The following is a 23,746-nucleotide window of genomic DNA, read 5'->3' on the forward strand; positions in this document are numbered from 1 at the left end:
ACGCGCTATCGCGAGAAACGATCGGGGCTGAACGCCTGAATATCGGTAAAGGGTGATCGCCCGGCAATTTCATCCGCTACCAGACGCGCCGTTGTTGCGCCCAAAGTCAGTCCCAGCTGGCCATGCCCGGTGGCAAAAGTAGCATTCGCCAAACGCCCACTGCGTCCAATAATCGGGCGTGTGTCCGGGGTGAAGGGTCGACGACCCATCCGGCGCTCTGCTTGATTTGTTTTCAATCCCGGTAGAACACGCCCCGCGCGTTTGACCAGAATGTCGGCCCGGTTCCAGTTGGGTGCAGCATCCAGGCTGGCGAATTCGGCCGTTCCGGCCACAGCCAGCGCCCCATCATAAGGTGTAATTCCAAACCCGCCCTTGGCATAAAACACGGTATGGCGCAGGGGCACTCCACTGTCTCGCAAGGCCGTCGAATATCCCATGACGCCTTCCAGACGCAAAGGCACGCCAAGATCCGTCGCCAAATGGCGCGACTGGGTACCTGCGGCGATGACGAACTCCTCAGCATTGATCGTTTCGCCCGTATCAAGCCGTACGCCTTTGACCTGACGGTTATCTCGTTCAAACCCCACAGCCGAGGCCGTGACAACAGTGCCGCCCCTGCCGCAGAAGGTCTGATGCAATACCTCAACCAACCGTTTCGGGTCGGTCACAAAGCTCCAATCCCGTAGCAGGGCGGCATATTTGAAATCCGGGGCGATCGCCGGATCAATCTCATGGGCCTCAGCGCCCGAGACCTCATCAATCGTGCATCCCAGATCGCGTGCAAGATCAAAGGCCGCGCGCATTGAGGCGCGGTCTGCCTCATCGTCGAACAGTTTCATGACGGGCCGTTCGACCAACAGATCGGGGTGGCCCATGTCAAGCAACTGCGCTTTGACATCTGCGGTCGCGGCAAAGGTCAACCGGGCCAGATCGGCGGCAATGGCGCGCATTCTGGTGGGGCGCGCGTTGGCCGTGAACCGGGCAAACCATGGCATCATGCGCAAAGCCGAACTTGCCCGCAACGCCAGCGGCCCCTCGGGGTCGATCAACCAGCCCGGCACTTTCATCAGCATACCGGGCTGCGACAAGGGCACGATTTCACCCACTGCGATACAGCCGCATGAGGCCCAGCTGGCACCCTCGCCCACTGGCCCTGCTTCGATCATTGTCACAGAGTGACCTTCGGATTGCAGCGCAAGCGCACAGGAGGCGCCGACGATACCGCCCCCGATCACAACGATCTTTTTCATTCAGGTCAGGCCATTTCCCGCAGCTGCGCCAGCAATTCAGCACTGACATTTACACCCTCATCCAGCGCCAGCGCGCGTTTGGACAAGCGCCCGTCGCCGGGTACACGGGCGGTGCCGTTGCCCTCGATCTCGGAACAGATGCGGGTGACGTAATCGCCGAAGGCTGCATTGCCAAAGCGGGTGGGATCAATCGCGATCAGGGTCGCACCGCCCTTGATGTTCAGCGCGCCATGGGCTTCGCGATGAGCATTGTCCACCGACAAAGTGCCACCCGCCAGCGCGGCCCCAAGAACCTCGATCAGAAAGGCGATGGCCGCACCTTTGTGTTCACCAAAGGGCAACAGGCTGCGGGTTTCCAGAATGGCGTTGGGGTCTGTGGTTGGCTGACCCGAAGGGTCCAGACCGCTGGGGCGCGGCAAGTCGTGGCCCTCGGCTGCGGCCATGCGGACATCCATCAGCGCCGCGACCGAGGCGGCCTGATCCCAGACCACAGGCTCTGCCCCGTCGCGCGGGCAGGCGAACGACATCGGGTTGGTACCAAACACGGGCCGCACCCCGCCTTGCGGCACCACCATCGACAATGAGTTCACAACCCCCAATGCAACCAGCCCGGCTTGCGCCAAAGGTTCCGTGTCAAAACGCAACCCGGCCAGATGGTGGCAATTGGCGCAGGTGAAGGCGGCAATCCCGTTCTCACGGGCCATTTCGATCAGCTCGGGCAAGGCTTTGGCGGCGGCAATCTGATAATACCCGTTGTCCCCATCACCCCGCAGAACGCCCGGCGCGATCCGCGTGACCGTCGGGTTCGCATTCGGGTTGGCATAGTTCGAGTCAAAGCTCTGCTTGTAGACCGGCAACATGCGCAGACCGTGGCTGCGGGGGCCGTCGCGTTCGGACATCATGACCAGGTTCGACAGGATATCACTGCCGTGTTCATCCATCCCTGCGGACACAAGGACAGATTTGGCCAGTGTTTTCACCTCTTGGAGTGAGAGCGTTTTCGTCGAGATTTCAGCCATCAGTCAAACCTTGTCCTTGTGTTCCAAATGCGGGCACGTGGGCACCCGCAAAGCTTTTACTTACCCTGGTATTCAACGCGCTTTTTGGCCACGAATTCGTCCAGCGCGCCACGCTGATCATCCGGCATGGGCGGTTGGACATAGTTGTCCAGCATCCGCTGCGCCTCTTCGTTGCCCACCGTCTCGGCCGTTTTTGAGCCTTCGGCCTCCCACTGCTCAAAGCTGTCATTGTTTTGCAGCGGGTTCATGTGCATCGGGTTTTCGCGTGTGTGATCTGTGCCCAGAAAATGACCGCCGGGTCCGATTGCCGCGATATCGCCCAGTAATGCATCAAGGTTCTCATCCTGCAAGCCGCTGAAGAACCTGTGAAAGTTCTCAAGCTGCAGAGTGTCCTGCACCCATTTCGAATAGCTGACCCCCAGCGCGCCCTCAAGGAACCCGGCGGAATGCACGATATAGTTCGCACCGCCCAGCAGCACCGGCCACATGGTGTTGGCCGTATCGAACGCGGCCTGCATGTCGGGCGTTTTCGACCCCGTCCACATGGTACAGGTGCGCCACGGCACATCGTAGAACCGCGCCATCTGACCCACCAGCAGGTTCATCAGACCGGGCTCAGGTGAGCCCATCATCGGCGCGCCGGTCTTCATCGACACGCCCATGATCGCCACGCCCAGCACCATCGGCGCGCCACGCCGGATGATCTGGCTATAGGCCATCCCCGCAAGCGATTCTGCGATCAGCAGCGCAACCCCGCCCTGCGGACTGGCAGGCGTACTGGCCCCTGCCAGAACAAAGGGCGACAGCAGGCAGGGTTGGTTGGCGGCGGCATAGACCCGCAGGCTTTCCAACATGGTCTCATCCCAGACCAGCGGCGTGTTGCAGTTCAGCAGCGCGGCCATCACCACGTTGTTGTCCACGAACTCTTCACCAAAGACGATGCGCGTCATTTCGACGGAATCCCGCGCGGCCTGTTCCGACAGCACCGACCCTTTGATCGGTTTGTCCGTCAGCGTGAGGGCAGCGTGCACCAGTTCCAGATGGCGTTGGGGCACCGGTACATCCTGTGGCTCCACCGGCAGAACACCCGGAACCATCATCGATTGGCTCATCTGGCTGAGTTTGAAGAAGTTATGCGCATCTTCCAGCATCGAAGGCCGCCGCACCCCGTCCAGACCGTAAACAAACGGCGCGCCATAAGCGTTGGCAAAGACCGAGTTTCGGTTGCCCACCCGCAAGGACCGCTCGGGGTTGCGGGCGGCATAGCCCCATTCCGACGGCACGGCCGAGATCAGATCCATAAGCATATCCCGCCCGATCCGAACCCGATCACCCTGAACATCCGCGCCGTGTTTTTTCCAATCGGCAAGCGCCACCGGATCGCGGAATTCGATGCCGGTCGTCTCAAGGATCGTCATCGCAGCGTTGTGGATTTTCTCGACCCCTTCTGGCCCCAGCAGATCAATGGGGCCGATCTTGCGATTCAGCGTCGACAGATAGACAGGCGGCGGGTTGGTGCGGGCCTGAACCCGCGCCGCGCGTCCCCCACCGCGACCTGAGCGAGCTCGTCCTTCAGCCATATCAAACCCTCCGGATCAGGCGCGCACGGGCGCTGGTTGGATCAACGGCGCAAACATCAATAACTTCGGCGTCGCGCATTTCATTGTGGATCAGCACCTGCATTTTGGTGCCGGGGGCCGTCATGTTCTGCGGCACAAGCGCCATCGCAATGTCGTGGTTGCAGTAGTATGAGAACCCGCCCGAGGTGACGCGCCCGATCAGTTTACCATCGGCATAGACACCTTCGTCAAACATCACCGACGTATCGCAGAATGGCAGTTTCAGCGTGACCAGAGTGTTGTATCCTCCCTCGTCCTGCTGTTTCTGCAACGCGGCCTTACCGATGAACTCCCGCTCGGCCACCTGACCGCCGATCTTTTCGGTCATGGCGACGAAGCGACCCAGATCAGCCTCATACGGGGTCATGTCCTTGCAAATCTCGCGATTGATGGCGCGATAGGATTTCTCAAGCCGCATGGATTCGAGCGCTTCGAGGCCAAACGGCTTTACCCCCGCTTTCAGCAGCAGATCGACCAGATGGCGGTTATAGCCGACGGGGTGGTGCAATTCCCAACCCAGCTCGCCGGTGTACGAGACGCGCAGCAAGTGCACACCTTTGGCATAGCCCACTTCCCCCATCTGCGCCGAGAGCCAAGGGAAAGCCTCGTTCGACAGGTCGTTGTCGGTCAGCGGTTGCAAAATCTCGCGCGCCTTGGGGCCGGCCAGGGCAATCACGCCCAGCTGTTCCGAGATATCCTCCATGATGACCGAGCCATCCGTGGGCAGAAGACGCCGCATCTGGTCCCAATTATAAGCCCGCCAGTTCGGGGTCGAGATCAGATAGAAGTCATCCTCAGCATAGCGAACAATGGTGTATTCCGCATCCATGCCGCCCTTGTCATTCAGCATCAGCGACAGGGTCATGCGGCCCACCTTGGGCAGCTTGTTGGCCATCAACCCGTCCAGCCATTTCGCAGCCCCCGGACCGCGCACGGTGAACTTGGTCATCGGCGACATTTCGATGAACCCTGCCTCTTCGCGGGTGCGGCGCACTTCTTCTTGCACCAGTTCCATATGGTCCGTGCGGCGGAAGGAGTGTTCGGGGATCGCCTCGCTGGGCGATTTGGCGAACCAGCGGGGGAATTCATATCCGTTAAAGCTGGTCCAGACCGCGCCATGGGCGGTCAGCAGATCATACGACCCCATGGTTTTCATCGGGCGCGCTTCGGGGAAATCTTCACCCGGAACATGGGCGTTCATATGAGTGCCCCAGGTTTCGCGCACCTTGTCCATGGTCCAGCGTTTGGATGCGTAATCCGAGAAACGGCGCGGGTCGAGCTCGGACATATCCATGCCCGGATCGCCATCCACGATCCACTTGGCCAGACGGTTACCCACGGTGCCGCCCCACAGAATGCCGCCGGGCATCCCTTCGGCCAGCCAGAGGTTTTCATGCCCCGGCGCGGGACCGGCCAGAGGCAGCTCATCCGGGGTCATCTGGAACGGGCCACGGGTATTGGCCTTGATGCCAACCTCGCCCAGCGTCGGCACGCGTTCGATGGCGCGTTCCCACTGGGTTTCCACCGCATCGAAATCCTCGGGCAGCAGATCGGCCCCGAATTCCGGCGGCACGCGGTCTTCGGCAAACAGCTTGAGGTCCTTTGTGAACTCATAGGGGCCGAATTGGATACCGCCCACATCCTCGCGCAGATACGCGCCATAGTCCTCATCCCGCAGGATCGGGAATTCCGTAAGGCCCTGCGCGCGGCGCTCTTTCAAAAGCGGCACGGTTTCGGTTGTCCAATACTGGTGCACGATGGGAATACAAGGCAGGTCCAGACCCACGCGCCGGGCGTTTTCGCGGGCATAGTTACCGGTGGCAAAGACCAGATGCTCACAGGTGATTTCACCCTGATTGGTCGTAACCTTCCAGTGGCCATTGTCCAGCTTTTCATAAGACTGGGCTTCGGTGTTCTGATAAACCTTGGCCCCCGCATCCCGCGCCAGCTTTGCCAGCGCCATGGTGATATCCGCGGGGTTCACATAACCATCTTCGGTATGAAGGATGCCCCCCCGAATGTCCGGGCTTTGGTTCAGCAGCGGATGGATCTCGGCAATCTCTTCCGGCGTCACCAATTTGCACGGAACGCCCGCGGCCTCGGCAATCGAGATATAGGACTGAAACTCATCCCAGCGCTTTTCAGTATTCGCCACGCGCAGCTGTCCCACCTTACGCAAACCGACCGAGGCACCCATCTTTTCCTCAACCTCGGTATAGATGCGGATGGTTTCCATCGTCATCTTGGACACGTTGTGCGAGCGTACAAAAGTCACCAACAGGCCGGCAGCATGCCATGTAGAGCCGGACGTCAGCGTCGTGCGCTCCAGCATGACGGCATCCGAACACCCGTTTTCAGTCAGACCGTAAAGGATGGATGCGCCAACGCATCCTCCGCCAACCACGACAACTTTTGCGTGCGATTTCATTGAATCGTCTCCATTTTTTGCCCCGACATCGCGCTTGAACCGTGCAACAGGTTAGAACGCCCGCCTCCAAGCTTGCCCGAATAGTACAGCAATCACACGACTTTCGGGGTTCCGCATCACGGGCGCAATGTCTTTAGGACTTGCTTACACGTTCGACGTCTTCGGTTGAGCATTGCTGTCTCAAGTGATTTGAGCAATTGCAAAAAAATTCATCTTGGATTACTTCATCTAATCCAGAAACTGCTTGTTGCAGTATAAGTCTTTCGAAATCCTCAGCCTACGGATCAAACTCACTTGCCCATTGGCCCTTATGAACTGCCTTCGCCCAGCTCATTGATCAGCTTTGAGGCTGCCGCACGGCATGCAAGTTTCAAGCTGGCTGCAAACGAACTGAACGTCACCCCTGCAGCGATCAGCCATCAGGTCAAATCCCTGGAAACCGAATTGAACTGCGCCTTGTTCCATCGGCTGCATCGCGGCGTTGAATTGACCGAAAGCGGCGCTTTTCTTTTGGTCGCCCTTCAAAAAGGGTTCGAAGGGATCAGCGAGGCATCGCGTCAATTGCGGTCCCGGTATGACCGGCCCGGCGTTACGATCCGGTCAAGCACTGCGGTCAGCTCTCTCTGGCTGACACCGCGGCTTGCTCAGTTTTGGAAAAACAACGGGCATGTTTCTGTAACGCAGGTGGTTACGGACCTTGGCTTTGACGCGTCCAAATGCGATCTCAGCATCAATTACGGCGACGCCAGTCAGGAGACAGACACCTATCACGTGTTGTTTCGCGACCGCATCATGGCTTTGGGCAGTCCTGAATTCCAGCGCCACAACAAGATTACAAACCTGACTGACCTGGCGCAGACGCCGCTGATACACTTGGAAGCCCCAAACACAGCGTGGACAGACTGGCGAGAGTGGATGAACCGGCTGGGTTGTGATGCACCTCTGAATTCCGCGCATCGCGTCAACAACTACACAATCGCGCTTCAGGCCGCACAAGATGACATGGGGGCCGTTCTGGGGTGGGAAGGTCTGACGTCGGGCCTCGTTGAATCCGGCAAGCTCGTGAAACTGCTGCCCCATACCGTGTCTGCGCCGCAGGATTTCTACGTCGCACTGCACAACACAGCTTCTGGTCGGGCCCAGCGTGTATTTCAGTGGCTCAAAGATCTGGATCGCGTAAAGACGGATTGAGTGCAAACGGGTTCTGGAAATCCACTTCAACAAGAGGTCGGGCACGGCTTTTCATCACATCACCCTGATCGCCGGCCATCGGAGAACGTCAGAATTCATTCAATCTCTCTTATTTTTTGTATTGATTAATTAATTTTTGCTTACTAAGCGTGAGCTGCCGCACTAAGCCCGTTTACGGCTGTTTCCTCTTCACCCAAATCAAGGCGTGTCACCTCATGATCGTACGGCCTCAACCCTCGGCGATGCAGCTGTTCTTTGTGCTGCGCGGATCGATCCTCAGCAAAATCTACGTCAAAATCCTGTTGTTTGCCCTATGGGCGGCGGTGATTGACCTTTTGTCTTTTCAGACCGATCACCTGCCCAGACCGTCGATCTCCTCCATGAGCGTGTTTGGCGTCGCGCTGACCCTTTTTCTGGCCTTTCGAAATACCGTTGTCTTTGACCGCTGGTGGGAGGCGCGCAAGCTGTGGGGTGGAATCGTTGCCAGCGTGCGCGCCGCATCGCAGGAATGCCTGATCCATCTGGGATCGGATGAAGATCGTCAGCGTATCCTGTACCCGATCGCCCGATTCTTTCACGCGCACAAAGCCTGTCTGCGCATGGTCGCCACAAACGACGATCCGACCTATGCCGAGGGTCAGGGCACCGCATCGCAATCCACGAACCCGCCCGCCTATTGGCTGAATGTGGCCGCGCGCAACCTGAACGCACTGGACGCCGAGGGTAAGGTTGACCCGATGGGGCGGCTGTCCCTGTCAAACCGCCTGTCCGATCTGGCCGCTCAGCAGGCGGGCAATGAGCGGATCAAGACCACCCCGGTGCCCTTTGTCTATTCCCTGCTGGTGCGGCGCACGACCTATGTCTATTGCGCCTTCCTGCCCTTTGCGCTGGCCCATTCGGGCGGGTTGTTTGCCCCCGCGATCATGGCCGTTGTGGCCTATGTGTTCTTCGGACTTCAGGCGGTGACGCGCGAGTTGGAGGACCCGTTTACCTCAAACGACAATGGCCTGCCTTTGGATGCGATTTGCCGGGTCTGTGACAACACAATCCTTGAAACGCTGGGGCAACCGACCCTGCCCGCGCATAAACCCGTGGATTATATCCTGACATAGAAAACGGGCGCATTGCGCCCGTTCAGAGTGTTATCGAAATCGCCTCAGCCCGGACCCGCACCCGCGCGCGAGTGTTCATCGGTCGGCACCAAGATCGGCCAAGCCGCTGCGTTCAGGGCATCCCAGTGATCGGGATCGACCTCAATCCCCTGCTCCAGCGCGTGATTGTAGTTGGCGGCGAATTGCGCGGCCGAGATTTCATGGCGCTGCAGCTCGGGGTGCTCGACCTGACGTGTCACCGCATCCGCCAGCAACGTGGGCTGGTTGGTGCAGATGATCGTGATGGTCGAAATCTCTTTGCTGTCATCGGCATTGTCGACCCGCCAGTAATGCGGGAAGATCGCGCCGCTTTCAAAGCTGGCTCCGTGCGATCCGGCCTGATCCTTCCAATAGGCCGAGATAAACACGCCCTGTTGCGCGACCAGCGACAGGCTGCGCAGAATCAGCCCCGGATAGCGGCAGTTGGCCAGTTCGATGATCGCAAAGCCGGTCTTGTTGGCCTTCGAATGCATCAGGTATGCGGCCAGCGAGCCATGTTCGCAGACATCCGCCCCGCCAGCATCCAGAACGGCGATGTCGTCATTTTCGAACACCAGCCGCGGGGTCGCGCCGCCCTTGGGGGCCAGTGGAGGCAGAGCCACGCGGTCGAACCCGCCCAGACCTGCCATTTGCGACCATGTGACCAGCTGGGCTGCGTCTTCGTAATCTCCGATCTCGTGCCCGGCGCCTTCATAGGCGCGGGACAGGGCGGCGATCATTTCGTTGCGGGATACTTTCATGCTGCAGCCTCCTCGATCTGCGGTTTCAGCGGCAGGAACCAGCTTTCATAGGTGTGGCCGATGTCGTCGATCAGCGGCGCGCCCTGATACATCGTGTTGCGCACCCACAGTTTTGAGCGCGGGTCGAACTTGCTGACACCAAAGAAGGCCAGCTTGCAGCGCAGCAGATCCATGGGACGCACGTTCCGGTCCGCAAGGTTGGCGCGGATTTCGGCGTATTTGTGTTTGCTCATGGTCTGGATGCGGCGCACGATGCTTTTCAGCGCGGGGCGACGCAGTAGGAAGTGGATGACATCGCTGTCGGGATGTTCCTCAATGTCTTCCAGCAGCACGTCATAACACGCGCGGACCCGGCGACCGATGGGTAAAGGCATCTGCTTTTCCACCCCGGGATCGGCACCGGCAAAGCCCAGACGCGGCTCCAGCTTTTCTTCCGAGCGATACCAGAACGCGTCCGAATGCTCGGGCTTGGAAAAGTCGATGTCCAGCGCCCAGTCATAGCGATCTTCGATCAGGGTGCGCAGCCCAGCGGTGGTCATGTCCGGGTCGATGACCGGGTTGGGGATGACGGCAAAGCTGTCCTCCAGATCGTTCACCAGTTCGGGGTGGATTTCCAAACACAGCGCATGGATCAGCTCCTGTGTCTCAAGGCTCCAGGCGTCGCGGGCGTGATCGGACAGAACCGACCATGTCTCCAGCGCATCGCCTTGGGCCGAGAGCCAGTCGCGCACCTCGGCCAGTTCCGCGATCAGAATGCGGTTGCGTTCGATCTGTTCCTCATCCCCGGTGCGGCTTTCGGCAAAGTGCTGCTCGGCCCGGTCGATCAGGTCGTGGAACAGCTTGATCCGCCAGTCAGTCGGCGTTGCCTTGTGCAGAACCTGCGCCAGCGCGGTTTCGCGCATTTCGATCCACTGGCTCAGCAACTCACCATGGTTCACCAGATACGGCGCCATGCCCAGACCGGTCGAGTTGCCGATGCCAAAGAACCGTTTCAGCCGGTCATCCAAAGCCACGGCGGTTTCAGGCGCGCGCGCTTTGGCGATGTGATCCACCTGATCCAGGCTGAACTGACGCAGCATGTAGCAGATGAACATCTCAGGCGCGAAGGGGCGGTTGAAATCGGCGAATTTGACCCGCACCTTGTTCCAGTCGGCCATGCCCAGCTTGCCGCTGCCGTAAACGGCGGTGGTGCGATAAAGATAGCCCACATCGGCAATCCGCTCGGCATCGGGCTGACGGCCTGCGCACAGTTCATCCAGCACATAGCTGAACAGGCGCGAACTGCGGTTGGCGCGCGACAGGCTGAAGACGCGGGCATCGACACGGCCGGCCTCTTGCTTGGGCACATTGCGGCGCATGTCTGCCAGCCAGATGTCGTCCACCTCGCCCTCGCACAGGGCCATGGTCAGGTCCCAGCTGGTGGCGATCACGCGGTCATTGCGGTCTTCGTCGGACAGGTGGTTGGAAAACAGCACAAAGCTGAATACGTCGTTGGGCGTTTCGATGCGATAGATCGCGGTGCCATAGCCGTCATTGTCCAGATCGAAACGCTGGCGGTCGATGGACCATTCCTCTTTCATGATCCGGCGCACCAATGTGCGCATAAAGCTGAGCGTCGACGAATGCAGCGACCCAAGCCGGGCAAGGTCCATGACCTCGGCCTCGGGGCGCATTCTGTCGGAAATAGCAGCAAGCATTTTGACCCTCCTACGTCTGAATTGCGTTGAGGGAATGTTTCGCCGGTCGCCGGTTCTAAGTAAAATTTGAAGTTTTTGGAGATTTATAAATTTTTTTTATAAATCAGAGTTAGCCTGCACAGTATTGTTCGGAAACTGCGCTGAAATCTTGTGAGACTGCGCCTGAAGATGTCTCAGGACCCCTTGCGCGGCCTCGGACAAAGGGCGCGCCGTCGCGCTGACAAGGCACAGATCACGATAAAGATCAGGCTCGGCAAGCGTTCGATACACCAAAGACGGATTCAGGTAATCCGGTGACGCCAAAGCGGGCAGAGCCGACACCGCCCCACCCTGTTCGACAATGCCCACCAGCGCCGCAATGGTGAGCACATTGAAATCAGGTTCAGTCACAGAATCCGACAGCCCAGCCATGCCATCCGTCACACGGCTGATCCCGGTGTCAGAGGCCATCCCGACGAAAGACTGATCGCCTAGATCAGCCCAAGTCAGTTGATCTTTGCGTCGCGCCAACGGGTGATCCGCCCGGCAGATGAGACCCATCCGATCCCGTATGAACGGCGCATATTGTAACGCATCGGAACCCGACCAGCTATTGACGATCCCGAAATCCGCAGACCCGTTCTGAACCTGCGTTTCGACCCCGCGCCCGTTGTCGTCCTGAATGTGAATGATCACATCAGGCGCGATGGTCGCGTAGTCCCGGATCATCTGTGGCAATATCCGGATCGCCACCGAGGGCAACGCGGCGATCCGCACCCGGTTGCGCTGTTTTCTGGCGCTGGACCGGGCCGACAGAATGGCGGCATCCAGATCGTTCAGAATAGCCTCGGCCTTGACCAGAAACTCTTGCCCCTGCCGCGTCAGCGACACCGAACGGGTGGTGCGTTTCAGCAGGTCGACCTCAACGTTTTCCTCGAACTGTTTGATGCTGAGGGTCAGGGCAGGCTGCGAGATAGCAAGCGCATCCGCAGCCTTGCTGAACGACCCCAGCCGGGCCACCTGCACAAAAGCGCGCACCTGTTTGAGCGTAACGTTTCTGGATACGGGATTGGACATGAGCAGACCCTATAACAGTCCTTCAACCGTTGCCCGCAAAAACCGCAATGCCCCCGCGATCGGTCGTGGAGGCACCAGGATTCAAACCTGCCCCACCATACGACGCAGGGTGCTGTCCTTGTCGATGACGTGATGCTTCACCGCACCCACGATATGCAGCGCGATGACGGCGATCAGGATTTTACCCGACAGGATATGGACGTTTTCGGCCACATCCCCCAGCGCCTTGTTGATCGCCACGGGCCGCCCCGTGTCGCCGATATTGGCCGCAATCAGGTCGAACCCGAACACCGTCAGGCCGCGCCCGCCCATGTAGGAATCCAACATCCCCGAGATCGGCATGGCAATCGTGCCAAGGATCAGCACCCAGTGCATCACTCGCGCTAGCCCGTGTTCCCAATTCGCACCAGTGCTGACATCCTCGGGCCAGCCTTTGCGCAGGCGCAGAACCGCGCGCCACAGGATGAACGCAAAGATCACAACGCCAAAGGATTTGTGCAACGGATACAGCCAGCGGACGTCGTCGGCCCGGGTCATGTAGAGGCCCGCGGCGATCAGGGCGATCATGCCCAGCCCGACGATCCAGTGTAGGCTGATTTCAGTACGTGAAAGAGGTTTAACAGACATGGCTTGGTCTTTCATTGCTGTGTCGCGCGCTATGCGTTTAACGGTCCAGCAGAGCGGTTCCGGCGAAATAAACCTGTTCGGCTTGGGTTTCGCTCAGCTGCTCGGCGGGGATGGTGAAAATGTCGTGGTTCAGGACAACCAGATCGGCGGATTTGCCCACTTCGATGGACCCTGCGCGGTCATCAATGCCCAGAATGCGCGCGCCGTTGATGGTGTAAAGCTCCAGCGCCTGTTCCAGTGTGACCGCTTCGGCATGGGCCAGCGTTTCGCCGGGACGTTCGCCAAAGGGGTTGGCGCGGGTGACAAAGGCTTCGATTCCGTTCCAGGGGTTCAGGTCCGGCACCACCGGCCAGTCGGACCCGGCATTGGGGAAAGACCCGGTGTCGCGCAGTTTCACGGCGGGGCAATAATCGCTCATCCGCTCTGCGCCCAGCAGGTCCAACATACCGTCGGCCAATGCGCTGGGATACCAGAACATGGGCGAGAAATTGGCCACCACGTCCAGTTCGGCAAAGCGCGGAATGTCGGCGTCATCGATCAGGCAGGCATGGGCCAGTTGGTGATGCGGGCCACCGTCGCCGTTGGCCTTGCGCGCGGCCTCAATCGCATCCAGAGCCGCCCGGACCGCGCGGTCGCCCACCGTGTGCATCTGCATCGACATGCCCTGAGCATCCAGCCATGTGACGATCTCGGCCAGTTCTTCGGCGGAATAGTTCAGCTTACCGGACTCGTCAGAGCCGTGGTAGTGCTCAAGAAAAGCGGCGGTTTTGGTCGGCGGGGTGCCGTCCAACGTCAGTTTTGAGAAATAGCTGTTCAAATGCGGGATATCATCGGTCAGCGCGCGTTGCGCCAGATAGGATTGGCGATAGGCCTCCAACGACTCATCCCCCTGGTTCCAACCCAATCCCAGACCCACATGCATTGGCACGCCGCTGTCTTCCTCGACCGCCAGATACGCGGCCGAGTTGTTGGGGAACACATAAGAATCCAGCATGCCCACAAAACCATAGCCGGTCAGCACCTCGATCGCGGTTTGCAGCGCGACCTTTTCCTGCTCGGCCGTGGGGCGCGGGATCACATCGCTGACGGTGCGTCCGGCCTCTTCGATGAAGAAGCCCGACAGGTTGCCGTCGCCGTCGCGCAGAACCAGATCGCCAAACTCTTGGGTGTTGGTGGCCGTGACGTCTGCGGCCTGCATCGCGACCGAATTCGCATAGGTGTTGTGGCGGCTGAAATCGTTCAGGATGACGCCATGCCCTTCGGTGGCGGCATCGAAGGCGGCCAGCATCTCGGTGAATGTCATGTCGGTCGGAGCCATAAGCTGTGGACCCCACCCCGCGCCTTTCAGCCACGCGCCCTCGGGCAGAGCGTCGACACAGGTACGCACGGCGTCCAGAAAGGCGTCGAAATCGGCATCCCCGTCCAATGTGCATTGATACAGCATCGCCTCACCCCCGCCCTGCGGGTGCACATGGCTTTCATACAGGCCGGGGATCACGGTCTGGCCACCCAGATCAACGGTTGCCGCCTGATCCCCTGCCGTGCCCCGCGCGTCAGCGGCGTCACCGACAAAGGTAAAGACGCCATCCTCGATCACCACCGCCTCGGCCCAGGGGGCGGCGGCATTGCCAGTGTAAATCTTGCCATTGGTCAAAAGCTGCGTGTCTGCAAGAACCGCCGGGGCCGCGACAAGACAGGCCAGAACCGAAGCGGTTCCGCGCCAGAAAGAACGTTTCATTTTCACTTACCTTGTACATCCGGGCAGAGCCCGTCCGGTTTGGGAGAAACGCGGGCCGGACGCGGCCCGCTGCTCAGGGGCTTAATGCCCGTATTCTTTGGTCGGGTTGCGGTACATCGTGTGGTAATGCCCGGCCCCTTGGGCGCTGTCGCCCACATTGCCGCCGGTTGAGAGCATCTCGATGATCAGTGTCGGACCCTGAATACGCATATAAGTGGGGGTGTTCACCTCATCCGTGCCGGTCCATGCGAATGAGATATCATCCAGTCCGTCGGCCAGTTCAGCCATACGAGGTTCGGCATTTTCATCCGGCTGGATCGAGACCCATTCGTTGATCGCCATCAGCAACAGCGCCTTTTGGTCGTCGGTCATCTCAGAAGCAGACAATCCAATCACGGGCGGAATGGTGCCATCCTGTCCCGGGCCGGTCAGCACATCCTCGGGGATCGTGCCCGCATCCGCTGCCGCCTGTTGGCCCGCGTCCAGGGCGGTGAAAACCGCATAGCCCGACAGGTGCATGTCGCGTACCGCCTCATAGTCGACGCCGTTGATGGTAAAAATCGCAGGCTCGGTGCCGACAAAGGTGGGTGACATGGTTTCCACACGGTTGCCCTCGATCGAGATGTTCAGCGCGAGGTGATGCCCCCCGAACTGCCAGCCCCAGGGGGTGTCAGTCGAAGGTGTACCAAAGAAGGACAGCCAGTAATTCTCGGGCGCCCATTGCAGACGTTTGGCACGTTTGTCTGTGCTCAGAAACGCCTCGGCCGCCATCACCTCGGCCACGCTGCGATAGCCTTCTTCGCCCAGGGACGAGGCGAGAAAGCCAAACAGCAAGCCACGCTGTTCATCAGACAACTCGCCCACAGAAATCCCGGTACGATCTACAATGCCGGCAGGCAGGTTGGACCAATTCGCGCGATTGGAGCTGTCCAGATCGAACATGAACTGCGCTTTGGTGGCCTCGTCAATGCTGGCCAGAAAGGCCTGCGCAGCCTCAAACGCGGCGGCACCCGATGCGGGTCCGTATGGTTGGGCATAGTCAGGGATCCGCACGATCTGCATATGGTCATGCGTCGGGGCATCATGCGCAAACACGGCAGTGGCCATGAAAAGGGCGGCAGTTGTCGTCAAAATCTTCATGGTCATCTCCTTATTCCACGCCCGCGCTGTCGGGCCAGGTCACGCGCAAATTCTCTCGGAAAGCAAAACGCTCCAGATGCGCGCCAACAATATCTTCAACCTGCCGCAGGTTTTCGACGGTTTCTGCCTGGGCATTCAGCACCAGCAGATCACCCTGAGCCTGCGCTTGGGCCGTGCCCATCGAGAAATAGAATACGGCAACATCCCCCTCTTGTTCGACAACGATCTTGTGACCAAAATGCTTGGACAGCTGGGCAACATAGCCATCGGCCTTGGAGGTTGTAAGCGTAACATGTGACGACAAGGTCATCGGGCATTCTCCGGTTTGTTCGGCAGAAGAAATAGCAACCGATGCTTTGCCCGATAAGCCCGCTTTATCCGACTTCTTTCATCGAAATTCTGAATGAATATGTAGCCGCGCTTCGGTCGAAACCGCTTGAAGGACCGTCTTGCGTACAGCCGGAACACTCATGCCATTTAGGAATAGGTGTATTCCAAGTTATCGTGGCTCAACACCTACTTGGACCGTGTTTCTTTGGTTAGGGTGGCGATCTAAGGTACCCTTTGCTGGAAATGACTTGGCCATGTTCACACGCTCCCGACGCACTCAGACTGCAAAACTGTCCCAAATTGTTCAGATTTCCGAAGCGGTCCGCTCCCGCAAAGCGGCCGGTGAGGATGTTCTGAGTTTCGGCACTGGCGAGCCGGATTTTCCAACGCCTGCGCATGTGGTGCAGGCAGCACATCAAGCCATGCTGAACGGGGATACTTCTTACCCTCCGACACAGGGCACGCCGGCCCTTCGCGCGGCAATTGCGGCACGCGCCGAGGTCGACCCGGCGCAGGTGATTGTCTCGACCGGTGCGAAACAGGTTCTTGCAAACGCCTTTCTGGCCAGTCTGGATCCGGATGACGAGGTGATTGTACCCGCCCCCTACTGGACATCCTACGCAGACATAATTGCAATCTGTCAGGCCAGACTTACGGCAGTTCCCTGTACAGCGGCCTCTGGGTTCAAACTGACGCCCGACCAGTTAGAGCGCGCAATCACGTCCAAAACCCGATGGTTGCTTTTGAATACACCCGGCAATCCGTCGGGCGCCATGTATTCAGCAGCCGAGTTGCGGGCGCTGGCCGACGTCCTGCACAGGCATCCTCAGGTCTGGATTCTTGCCGACGAGATCTACGAACACATCTCCTATGATCCGTTTACCTCTTTTCTAAGTGCTGTGCCCGAACTGGCCGAGCGCACACTTACGGTCAACGGAGTGTCCAAAGCTTACGCAATGACTGGTTGGAGACTGGGTTGGGGCATCGGCCCCACGGATCTGATCAAGGCAATGGTTGGCGTTCAGGGCCTGACGACTTCTGGGGCGTCTTCAATCTCGCAAGCTGCGGCGCTGGCTGCTTTGACCGGACCGCAGGAGCTGTTGGCTGAAAGGTGCGCCGTTTTCAAAGACCGCCGGGATTTCATTGTAGATGCATTGAGTGCCACCGGTCGACTGAACTGCGCTGTGCCGGGAGGTGCGTTCTACGTATTTCCGTCCTGCGAAGAATGTCTAGGGCTGAAAACGCCGGATGGGGCTATTCTGACCACAGATGCTGCGTTCTGCCGGTACATTCTGGACTACGCAGGCGTGGCTTTGGTCCCCGGTCGGGCGTTTGGCCTGCCCGGACATTTCCGCCTGTCCTATGCCTATTCGATGGAAGACCTGAAAGACGGGGTAACCCGCATCAGCAACGCGATCTCGGCCCTTTCTTAACAGCTTCCATCCATCATGCGCTGGGGCCCGTGTCGGTGCGTGGCTTTTCCTTACGCAAAAAGATGCCTTTGGAAAGAAGGCCTTATGGTAGTTTGGTGTGCAAAATGCGGCCATTATGCACACCACCCATCGTCGGCAGATTGATGAGCTTAGCTTATCCGCTATCAGTTTCGCCACGAAACCCGTCTATGTTCAACGCCAGCATTCGAACAATCTCCTCCGCGTTTTCGGCAGAGATGGATTTGCCCCGAATACGAATACGCATCTCGCCAGCGGACACTTCGGACAGAATCTCACCACCGCCCGAAAGCGTGACGGGGGACAACCGCTGAACCTCTTGGGGGCGACCGCCTCGGGCTTTGTCTTTTGTAGTTGATGGTGTCGTCTTCATGGCGGATTCGAGCAAGGCCCATTCCGATTTCGGATCAACCTCCCCTGCACCGGCCAACGCATTACGCAGAGCCGCCTGCGCACCATCACGCAAGGCCGCCGCCAGCTTCAAACCAGATTTCTCGGACAACGCCACGGGATGTTGTAACAGATCCCCCAGCGCCTCATGGACCATCGCAAAACTGCGCACCTTTGACCGCTTGGCTTTCGACGCCGCCGCGAACAACACATCGACAGCCGCCTCGGTCGAGGCAAAGACCCCCTGCCCTGCCGCCAGAACGGCAATGCGCCCCCGCTCGTAGGGGCTGAGGTTGGCACGCAGTTCATTCTCTTCGACCATCGAGACATAAGCGCCCTGCCCTGTCCCGGCCTCACGAATGAAGGCAGGAATATCAAGGAACCGAGGGTCTGTTGCGGCAAGACGCCGAAATGCGTCCAGACGCCTGAACCCTGAAATCAGACCAAAGGTATCACCGTCGCGCGCAACCTCGATCGGCGTGCGCAGTCCGTGAACCCGTAGCGATTCAATCAGCTCGGCCATGGCCTCTTCGTCTTCGACCATCCGGTCCCGACGTATGTAATCCGCATTGATCTGATCCAGTGGCAAACGCTCAGCCACCAATCCGGCATCCTGGGCGTCACGCCATTTGGCGGCGTCGCCCTGATCCTGTGCAAGGCTCATCCTGTCCGTGACCGCCGTCATACCATTCAGAGTGGCAGCCTCGGCCGCGACCTGAGCAATCGGCGGCACTGAAGATTTTGCCTCAAACGGGTTGGCCGAGGGTTTCGCGGCGAAACCTGCCTCAAGCTGCTCCAGCTCCGATGTGTCCGGGGCCGTCAGTCTTCTGCGTTTAGCCATCTGCTTCTCCTCCCATCTGAGCGTCGCGCCACCAACAGCCGATCAGAACCTGCTTGAATTCTGCATAGGTGCGATCAAAGGTTTCCCGACCGCGCACATATGTGTCGCGATTGAAATCCCTGTAATCAGCCTCATATATTCCATTGACCTGTTCACCGGCCTGCCCGACCAAAGCAGTATAGTCCTGCCGATAGGCGTTCATGAAATCGCCGAAATAAGCCTGAATGACATTGGCCATGTCGGTCTGTTGGCTGGCGTCGAACCGGGTGATGATCGCCCGGACAACATCCCATTCAAACTTGAGCTCTGGCAAACCAGCCGCCCTTTGCGCTGCGTTTTCGCCATCCTCGATGCTGGCAAAAGTCGTGTAGAGCATGTCAAAGAACCGCCCCGTCGAATCAAATTCCAGAAACGAGGCCCCCAGCGGGACCAATAGAATATCAGCCGCCGCCAGTGCATTGATCGTTAGGTACCCAAGTGCAGGAGGCGTATCGAGGAATACAATATCGTAATCGTTCAGAACGCCTTCGTCCTGCAGAAAATTGGTCAGACCGTCCCAAAGCGGCCAGCTGCGCAGACCCATGCGCCAAACCGGGATCTGAAACTCTGCCCAATACAAGTTCAGCTGGGCGCCGATCAGATCAATGTTGGGCCAATGGGTCTTTTGAATCACGTCGCGGGGCAGGGTGTTGAGCGCCTCCTGCAACGTTTCATCCAGCGGAATTTCCGGTTGTCCGGCCGCGGACCGCACACGGTTTTCTTCCTGAACCGCGCGAGCATAGTCCTTGGCGATCAGCGGGAAGACAGTTTGCCATTCGTCCGCAACTGTTCCGCCCAAGATCGAAGTCATTGATCCCTGACTATCCAGATCAATAACAAGGACTTTATATCCATCCAAAGCCGCTGACATGGCCAGATGAGCTGCCGTGGAGGTTTTACCAACGCCGCCTTTGAAATTCGCAACCGCGACCACTTTTGCTTCGACCCCTTCGGGCCGATAGGGCAGATACTCTTTGGTGCTGACCCCTTCGGTGGCAAAATGCTGACGCAATGTCAGGACTTCTTCCAACGTGAACCATTTTGAGCCCGCCTCCCCTTCGCCCTGAGGAAGATCAGGGTTTGCTTTTAGAACCCGACGTAGATGCGCAGGCGCAACCGGAATCAGGTACTTTGTGATTTCCCAGATCGAAAACCGCCGCAGCCGCTTTTCACCATCAGGGGCATAGCCGCGGCGGGCAAGATCTTCGCGACCTTTCGCACAGAAGGTGGCCGCTTTTGCGAATCGAGAGGTTCCGATAGGATCAGGCAACTTAGCCGCTGCCTGTTCTGGATCAAGGTTCAAATACGGTGGGAGTGGAGGTTGGGTTGTTTTGCTCACTGACGGTGCCTCGAATAATGTTCGCCTTTCCGGCGTATATCGGTGAACATAGCGAACATTCTTTTTCAAAGCTATCCTCTGGTTGAGAGTTTTCCACAATATTGTGCTCGGCAACTGAGTTTCGCGGCGAAACCAAAGAAAAAAGACAAAAACACAGCAACAAAGAGTTTATTATTTTTAAGATTTTTAGATTCTTTGATGGTAGAAAAGTCATTCGTTACAATGGGTAAGCTTAACTTGGGTGCCTGAAATCAGTATGATGGGAACCCGTTTGCAGGATCAAAGGTGCCTGTATACGGGATGACTGGTGCCGGGTTTCAGGACAAAGAGGCCCGATTCGCGGGAAGAGGCCGTTTCATCTCCAATAGACCCTAAAACAGTCTTTCGCAGCGGTATCAGACCTTGAGAAAAGATGAGTAGGCAGCTCGCTCCGGCACAATTCTGTGGATAACTCGACTCACCCAGCACTAAGGTACCCGGATGCGGGATTCCTGTCGCCCTGTATTTGGGTACCCAAATGTAATTGAACCCCGGGTACTTTTCGTGCAACAAATATGAAAACGAGCAGCCAGGCAGAATCATGCCGGAACCACAACTGAACATGGATCAGCTTACAGGCGCGTTGCGCCGTGAGACGGTCAAGAAGAACGTCGCCGCGATTCACATCAGCGGTAAGCTGACGTTGTTGCAGCGCAAACTGTCCAACGTTTTGCTTCTAAATGCCTATGACGCGCTTACGTCCGCCGCGACACATACAATTGATGCCCGAACCCTGGCGATGATGGTCGGATATAACTCCAACGACTTTGATACCCTGCGCGCCAGTCTGCGGGCCTTGGCCGAGACGGTTGCAGAATGGGATATGTTGGACGAACAGGGCCGCCAGGAATGGGGCGTATCCTCATTGCTGAGTTTTGCCAAGCTGAAGAACGGCGTGTGCGAATATGCCTATTCTCCGGCTTTGGCGCAAAAGCTCTATGACCCCAAGATTTACGCGCTTATTAACGTGCAGATTCAAAAGAACTTCAGTTCGGGTCATGGCTTGGCGTTGTATGAAAACTGCTATCGGTTTGTCCGAACCGGATCGACCGGGTGGTGGGCGCTGGATGTCTTTCGTAAGCTCATGGGGGTGGATGGCAGCGACTATTACAGCAGCTTCAAACATCTCAACGCCAAGATCATCAAACCCGCAGTGGCCGAGGTGAATAAAAGCTCGGACATTCTGATCGAACCAGAATTTCAGAAAAAGGGACGCACGGTGACCGAGATCAGGTTCCGGATCAAGGGCAACCCGCAAAAGGCTATGTTCGAAATTGACGACAGCGACGGGGTTCGGAACCTGAAAGTGTTCAAGACGCTTCGCGATCAAGGGGTGTCAGACCGGTTGGCCCGCCAGTGGATAGCCGAACATGGCGAGGAGTATGTCCAGCAAAAACTGGATTATGTAAGCGGGCAGGGCGGTATTAAATCGACCGTTGGTTATTTGTCCGCTGCGTTACGGGATGATTATCAGCCTGTAGAACAGGATACTGCGCCCGAACCCAGCCCCGAAGCCATCAAAGCCGCGCGTCAGCGCGATGCTGAAAAGGCGCTTGAGGATAAGGCATATGCGGAACGCGCTGCGGAACGATCTGAGCGGTCTCGCAAATTACAGTGCGTCGAAGATATGGTTTCGCGGCGAAACCCAACTCAGCGGGATGCGGATAAAAGGTTGTTCATGGCAGGGTTGGACAACGATTTAGACCGTGAGCATTTCCGTGCGCATGGTTGGAGGTCTGGTCTGAACGCAAACGCAATCTTTGACTTTTGGGAGGAACTTGAACCGGACATCTTCAATTGACCTGTGCGTCACTCAGCAAACATCTGGCTCTCCCGATACGGCGCGATGATGTGGTGCGCAAAACTTATATTTTTTGCGCAACGCAGATCGCTTCGTTCTGTAAAATCAGCCTAAGCGCCTAGGCAGTGTCAAACACTGGCAGCTTCGGTATTCGCCTCAATGCCCAGTCCACCGATCTGGGCGAGTAGGGCGAGTATTTCGGTTACGCCTTCTTTGTTGCGCAGGGACGAGAACACGAAAGGACGACCTTTGCGCATCCGTGTCGCATCACGTGACATAATATCCAAAGACGCGCCTACATAGGGCGCGAGGTCCGTTTTGTTGATGATCAGGATGTCAGACTTGGTAATTGCCGGGCCGCCTTTGCGGGGAATCTCCTCACCGGCTGCAACATCGATGACATAAAGCGTCACATCTGCCAGTTCGGGGCTGAACGTGGCCGACAGGTTGTCGCCGCCGCTTTCGATCAGCACGACCTCGACATCCGGGTGGCGGGCTTGCATCTCAGCCACGGCGGCGAGGTTGATCGAAGCATCTTCGCGAATGGCCGTGTGGGGGCAGCCACCGGTCTCAACACCGATGATCCGGTCTTGCGGCAGGATCTGCAACCGCATCAGCGCCTCGGCATCCTCGCGTGTGTAAATGTCGTTGGTGATCACACCGACCGAGATCTTGTCACGCAGGGCTTCGGACAATGCGGCCGTCAGGGTGGTTTTGCCCGCGCCAACAGGGCCGCCAATGCCCACGCGCAAAGGGCCGTTCATGTTGCTCATGTTCGGAACATCCTTGAATATTGAGTTTCGTGTTTCATCGACGCGATGTCGGATGCAAAAGCCGTTGATCCAAGATCATCCAGATTGGCTTCGATGGCTGTCTTGGCGATGCGTTGGCACAAAGGGGTCAGATCACGCACCAGATGTTGCGCTTGGGTCTGGCCCAGCGGAACCAGGCGCGTCGCACAGGCCACGAGGTTGGACATGAAGGCCTGAAGAAACATCTGCGCAGTCAGAGGCAAGGGCAGGGACTGCGTTTTTGCCGCATAACCGACGGCAACCGGATAGGTCAGCGCGCTCAGATCAATCGTCCATACGGCCGCAGTCACGCCGCAGAACGCCTCGCCCAACAGGCGCGTTTCCAAGAGACGCTCGGATGAGGCGCTGAGTGCGCGTGCCGTCGCATCGACGTGGCTGAGCGTATCTTGCGTATCCGCCCGATAGGCCGCCGCCAACAGGATACTATCCGTCCGACCGGCCCCGTGTTCGATCACATCGCTGATCCAATCGCCAACCGCATCAGCATTGGTAACGGCTCCGGATTCTATAGCCCATTCCAACCCGTGGGAATAGGCAAACCCGCCCACCGGATATGCGGGTGAGAGCCATTGCGCCAGCGTCAAAATCTGGGCGTCAGTGGGCGTGGCCATGTGTCCGTCCGTGCCCATAAGCCCCGCCTTCGGGGGTAAAGGGTTCAACGGTTTCGCGCACGTCTGCCCCCAGTTTCTCCAGCATGTCGCGGATGACGTGATCGTGCTGGATCAGCAGCCGGTCCGCTTCGATCTGACAGGGGGTGTGTCGGTTCCCGATATGCCAGGCCAGCCGCAGCAGGTTCTCTCCGGTCACTTCCAGCAGGTTCTCGGGGGCGGCGACAATCTCAACGGCGCGCCCATCTTCCAGAACCAGAACCCCGCCATGGTCCAGTGACTTGGTTTGCGCCAGATCGACCAGAAAGGCTTCTCCGTCATCGGTGGCAAGCATTTTGCGGCGCAGGAACCGCCCGTCGTAATCCAACGAGACCTGAGCATGCGCCGGTGCATGCGCGTGGTCGTGATAGATGCGGGCTGTTTTGATTGCGGTGGTCATC

The 23,746-nt window shown here is 58.3% G+C and carries 20 protein-coding genes; 4 read left to right on the forward strand and 16 right to left on the reverse strand.

The features are described from left to right. Window positions 1–5 precede the first annotated feature (5 nt). From ACR0J5_RS16170 to ACR0J5_RS16185, 4 genes are read right to left on the reverse strand one after another with little or no spacing between them, the layout of a single operon-like run. Complete coding sequence (locus tag ACR0J5_RS16170; RefSeq protein WP_480655154.1) at window positions 6–1,250, reverse strand: NAD(P)/FAD-dependent oxidoreductase; 1,245 nt, start codon at window positions 1,248–1,250, stop codon at window positions 6–8. A 5-nt stretch (window positions 1,251–1,255) separates the two neighbouring features. Continuing rightward, a complete protein-coding gene (locus tag ACR0J5_RS16175; protein ID WP_480655156.1) occupies window positions 1,256–2,269 on the reverse strand; it encodes an Ldh family oxidoreductase in 1,014 nt (337 codons plus the stop codon). Window positions 2,270–2,325: 56 nt separating this feature from the next. Further along, entirely contained in the window at window positions 2,326–3,849 is a 1,524-nt protein-coding gene (locus tag ACR0J5_RS16180; protein ID WP_480655157.1) for a trimethylamine methyltransferase family protein, read from the reverse strand. A 1-nt stretch (window position 3,850) separates the two neighbouring features. Beyond that, a complete protein-coding gene (locus ACR0J5_RS16185) occupies window positions 3,851–6,316 on the reverse strand; it encodes a GcvT family protein (protein WP_480655159.1) in 2,466 nt (821 codons plus the stop codon). 294 nt (window positions 6,317–6,610) lie between these two features. On the opposite strand from ACR0J5_RS16185, the gene ACR0J5_RS16190 reads away from it, so the two are divergent. After that, window positions 6,611–7,507 carry a LysR substrate-binding domain-containing protein gene (locus ACR0J5_RS16190; RefSeq protein ID WP_480655161.1) on the forward strand — a complete coding sequence of 299 codons (897 nt, stop codon included), beginning with the start codon at window positions 6,611–6,613 and terminating at the stop codon, window positions 7,505–7,507. Window positions 7,508–7,722: 215 nt separating this feature from the next. Next, window positions 7,723–8,619 (forward strand): bestrophin family protein, encoded by an 897-nt coding sequence (locus tag ACR0J5_RS16195; protein WP_480655163.1) that lies wholly within the window; start codon window positions 7,723–7,725, stop codon window positions 8,617–8,619. 44 nt (window positions 8,620–8,663) lie between these two features. Here ACR0J5_RS16195 and ACR0J5_RS16200 read toward each other — a convergent pair whose 3' ends face one another. The 7 genes from ACR0J5_RS16200 to ACR0J5_RS16230 all read right to left on the reverse strand — a co-directional run bounded on the left by ACR0J5_RS16200 (window position 8,664) and on the right by ACR0J5_RS16230 (window position 15,966). Then, window positions 8,664–9,398, reverse strand: coding sequence for a DUF3726 domain-containing protein (locus ACR0J5_RS16200; protein WP_480655165.1), 735 nt, complete (start codon window positions 9,396–9,398; stop codon window positions 8,664–8,666). Beyond that, window positions 9,395–11,095, reverse strand: a complete 1,701-nt coding sequence (locus tag ACR0J5_RS16205) for a hypothetical protein (RefSeq protein ID WP_480655167.1) — start codon at window positions 11,093–11,095, stop codon at window positions 9,395–9,397. The genes ACR0J5_RS16200 and ACR0J5_RS16205 overlap by 4 nt, the downstream gene beginning before the upstream one ends. 96 nt (window positions 11,096–11,191) lie before the next feature. Then, window positions 11,192–12,151 (reverse strand): LysR family transcriptional regulator, encoded by a 960-nt coding sequence (locus ACR0J5_RS16210; protein ID WP_480655169.1) that lies wholly within the window; start codon window positions 12,149–12,151, stop codon window positions 11,192–11,194. 81 nt (window positions 12,152–12,232) lie between these two features. Next, window positions 12,233–12,778, reverse strand: a complete 546-nt coding sequence (locus tag ACR0J5_RS16215; protein ID WP_480655171.1) for a cytochrome b — start codon at window positions 12,776–12,778, stop codon at window positions 12,233–12,235. 37 nt (window positions 12,779–12,815) lie between these two features. Next, a complete protein-coding gene (locus tag ACR0J5_RS16220; protein WP_480655173.1) occupies window positions 12,816–14,516 on the reverse strand; it encodes an amidohydrolase in 1,701 nt (566 codons plus the stop codon). Between the two features lie 81 nt (window positions 14,517–14,597). Beyond that, entirely contained in the window at window positions 14,598–15,656 is a 1,059-nt protein-coding gene (locus ACR0J5_RS16225; RefSeq protein WP_480655175.1) for a DUF3500 domain-containing protein, read from the reverse strand. A 10-nt stretch (window positions 15,657–15,666) separates the two neighbouring features. Further along, entirely contained in the window at window positions 15,667–15,966 is a 300-nt protein-coding gene (locus ACR0J5_RS16230; RefSeq protein ID WP_480655177.1) for a DUF2218 domain-containing protein, read from the reverse strand. 274 nt (window positions 15,967–16,240) lie between these two features. Between ACR0J5_RS16230 and ACR0J5_RS16235 the strand changes: the two genes are divergently transcribed. After that, window positions 16,241–17,419 (forward strand): pyridoxal phosphate-dependent aminotransferase, encoded by a 1,179-nt coding sequence (locus ACR0J5_RS16235; RefSeq protein ID WP_480655179.1) that lies wholly within the window; start codon window positions 16,241–16,243, stop codon window positions 17,417–17,419. 154 nt (window positions 17,420–17,573) lie between these two features. Here ACR0J5_RS16235 and ACR0J5_RS16240 read toward each other — a convergent pair whose 3' ends face one another. Then, window positions 17,574–18,668 (reverse strand): ParB/RepB/Spo0J family partition protein, encoded by a 1,095-nt coding sequence (locus ACR0J5_RS16240; RefSeq protein WP_480655181.1) that lies wholly within the window; start codon window positions 18,666–18,668, stop codon window positions 17,574–17,576. Continuing rightward, window positions 18,661–20,046 (reverse strand): AAA family ATPase, encoded by a 1,386-nt coding sequence (locus tag ACR0J5_RS16245; RefSeq protein ID WP_480655183.1) that lies wholly within the window; start codon window positions 20,044–20,046, stop codon window positions 18,661–18,663. Before ACR0J5_RS16245 ends, ACR0J5_RS16240 begins: the two co-directional genes overlap by 8 nt. Window positions 20,047–20,626: 580 nt before the next feature. Here ACR0J5_RS16245 and ACR0J5_RS16250 point away from each other — a divergent pair. Further along, on the forward strand, window positions 20,627–21,886 hold the full coding sequence (locus tag ACR0J5_RS16250; protein ID WP_480655185.1) for a replication initiation protein: 1,260 nt from the start codon (window positions 20,627–20,629) through the stop codon (window positions 21,884–21,886). A gap of 128 nt (window positions 21,887–22,014) precedes the next feature. On the opposite strand, the gene ureG is transcribed toward ACR0J5_RS16250, so the two are convergent. Genes ureG through ureE form a run of 3 tightly spaced genes read right to left on the reverse strand, consistent with a single transcriptional unit; the run spans window position 22,015 to window position 23,745 of the window. Continuing rightward, window positions 22,015–22,659 (reverse strand): urease accessory protein UreG, encoded by a 645-nt coding sequence (gene ureG / locus ACR0J5_RS16255; protein ID WP_480655187.1) that lies wholly within the window; start codon window positions 22,657–22,659, stop codon window positions 22,015–22,017. Then, window positions 22,656–23,309 (reverse strand): urease accessory protein UreF, encoded by a 654-nt coding sequence (locus ACR0J5_RS16260; protein WP_480655189.1) that lies wholly within the window; start codon window positions 23,307–23,309, stop codon window positions 22,656–22,658. Before ACR0J5_RS16260 ends, ureG begins: the two co-directional genes overlap by 4 nt. Further along, window positions 23,293–23,745, reverse strand: coding sequence for an urease accessory protein UreE (gene ureE / locus ACR0J5_RS16265; RefSeq protein WP_480655191.1), 453 nt, complete (start codon window positions 23,743–23,745; stop codon window positions 23,293–23,295). The genes ACR0J5_RS16260 and ureE overlap by 17 nt, the downstream gene beginning before the upstream one ends. Window position 23,746 lies beyond the last annotated feature (1 nt).

Source organism: Ruegeria sp. BE1, assembly GCF_056538885.1.

Excerpts from the sequence above, each read along its gene's own strand:
- ACR0J5_RS16170 (WP_480655154.1), bottom strand. The coding sequence starts at position 1,250 with ATGAAAAAGATCGTTGTGATCGGGGGCGGTATCGTCGGCGCCTCCTGT.
- ACR0J5_RS16175 (WP_480655156.1), bottom strand. The coding sequence starts at position 2,269 with ATGGCTGAAATCTCGACGAAAACGCTCTCACTCCAAGAGGTGAAAACA.
- ACR0J5_RS16180 (WP_480655157.1), bottom strand. The coding sequence starts at position 3,849 with ATGGCTGAAGGACGAGCTCGCTCAGGTCGCGGTGGGGGACGCGCGGCG.
- ACR0J5_RS16185 (WP_480655159.1), bottom strand. The coding sequence starts at position 6,316 with ATGAAATCGCACGCAAAAGTTGTCGTGGTTGGCGGAGGATGCGTTGGC.
- ACR0J5_RS16195 (WP_480655163.1), top strand. The coding sequence starts at position 7,723 with ATGATCGTACGGCCTCAACCCTCGGCGATGCAGCTGTTCTTTGTGCTG.
- ACR0J5_RS16200 (WP_480655165.1), bottom strand. The coding sequence starts at position 9,398 with ATGAAAGTATCCCGCAACGAAATGATCGCCGCCCTGTCCCGCGCCTAT.
- ACR0J5_RS16205 (WP_480655167.1), bottom strand. The coding sequence starts at position 11,095 with ATGCTTGCTGCTATTTCCGACAGAATGCGCCCCGAGGCCGAGGTCATG.
- ACR0J5_RS16210 (WP_480655169.1), bottom strand. The coding sequence starts at position 12,151 with ATGTCCAATCCCGTATCCAGAAACGTTACGCTCAAACAGGTGCGCGCT.
- ACR0J5_RS16215 (WP_480655171.1), bottom strand. The coding sequence starts at position 12,778 with ATGTCTGTTAAACCTCTTTCACGTACTGAAATCAGCCTACACTGGATC.
- ACR0J5_RS16220 (WP_480655173.1), bottom strand. The coding sequence starts at position 14,516 with ATGAAACGTTCTTTCTGGCGCGGAACCGCTTCGGTTCTGGCCTGTCTT.
- ACR0J5_RS16225 (WP_480655175.1), bottom strand. The coding sequence starts at position 15,656 with ATGAAGATTTTGACGACAACTGCCGCCCTTTTCATGGCCACTGCCGTG.
- ACR0J5_RS16230 (WP_480655177.1), bottom strand. The coding sequence starts at position 15,966 with ATGACCTTGTCGTCACATGTTACGCTTACAACCTCCAAGGCCGATGGC.
- ACR0J5_RS16235 (WP_480655179.1), top strand. The coding sequence starts at position 16,241 with ATGTTCACACGCTCCCGACGCACTCAGACTGCAAAACTGTCCCAAATT.
- ACR0J5_RS16240 (WP_480655181.1), bottom strand. The coding sequence starts at position 18,668 with ATGGCTAAACGCAGAAGACTGACGGCCCCGGACACATCGGAGCTGGAG.
- ACR0J5_RS16250 (WP_480655185.1), top strand. The coding sequence starts at position 20,627 with ATGCCGGAACCACAACTGAACATGGATCAGCTTACAGGCGCGTTGCGC.
- ureG (WP_480655187.1), bottom strand. The coding sequence starts at position 22,659 with ATGAGCAACATGAACGGCCCTTTGCGCGTGGGCATTGGCGGCCCTGTT.
- ACR0J5_RS16260 (WP_480655189.1), bottom strand. The coding sequence starts at position 23,309 with ATGGCCACGCCCACTGACGCCCAGATTTTGACGCTGGCGCAATGGCTC.
- ureE (WP_480655191.1), bottom strand. The coding sequence starts at position 23,745 with ATGACCACCGCAATCAAAACAGCCCGCATCTATCACGACCACGCGCAT.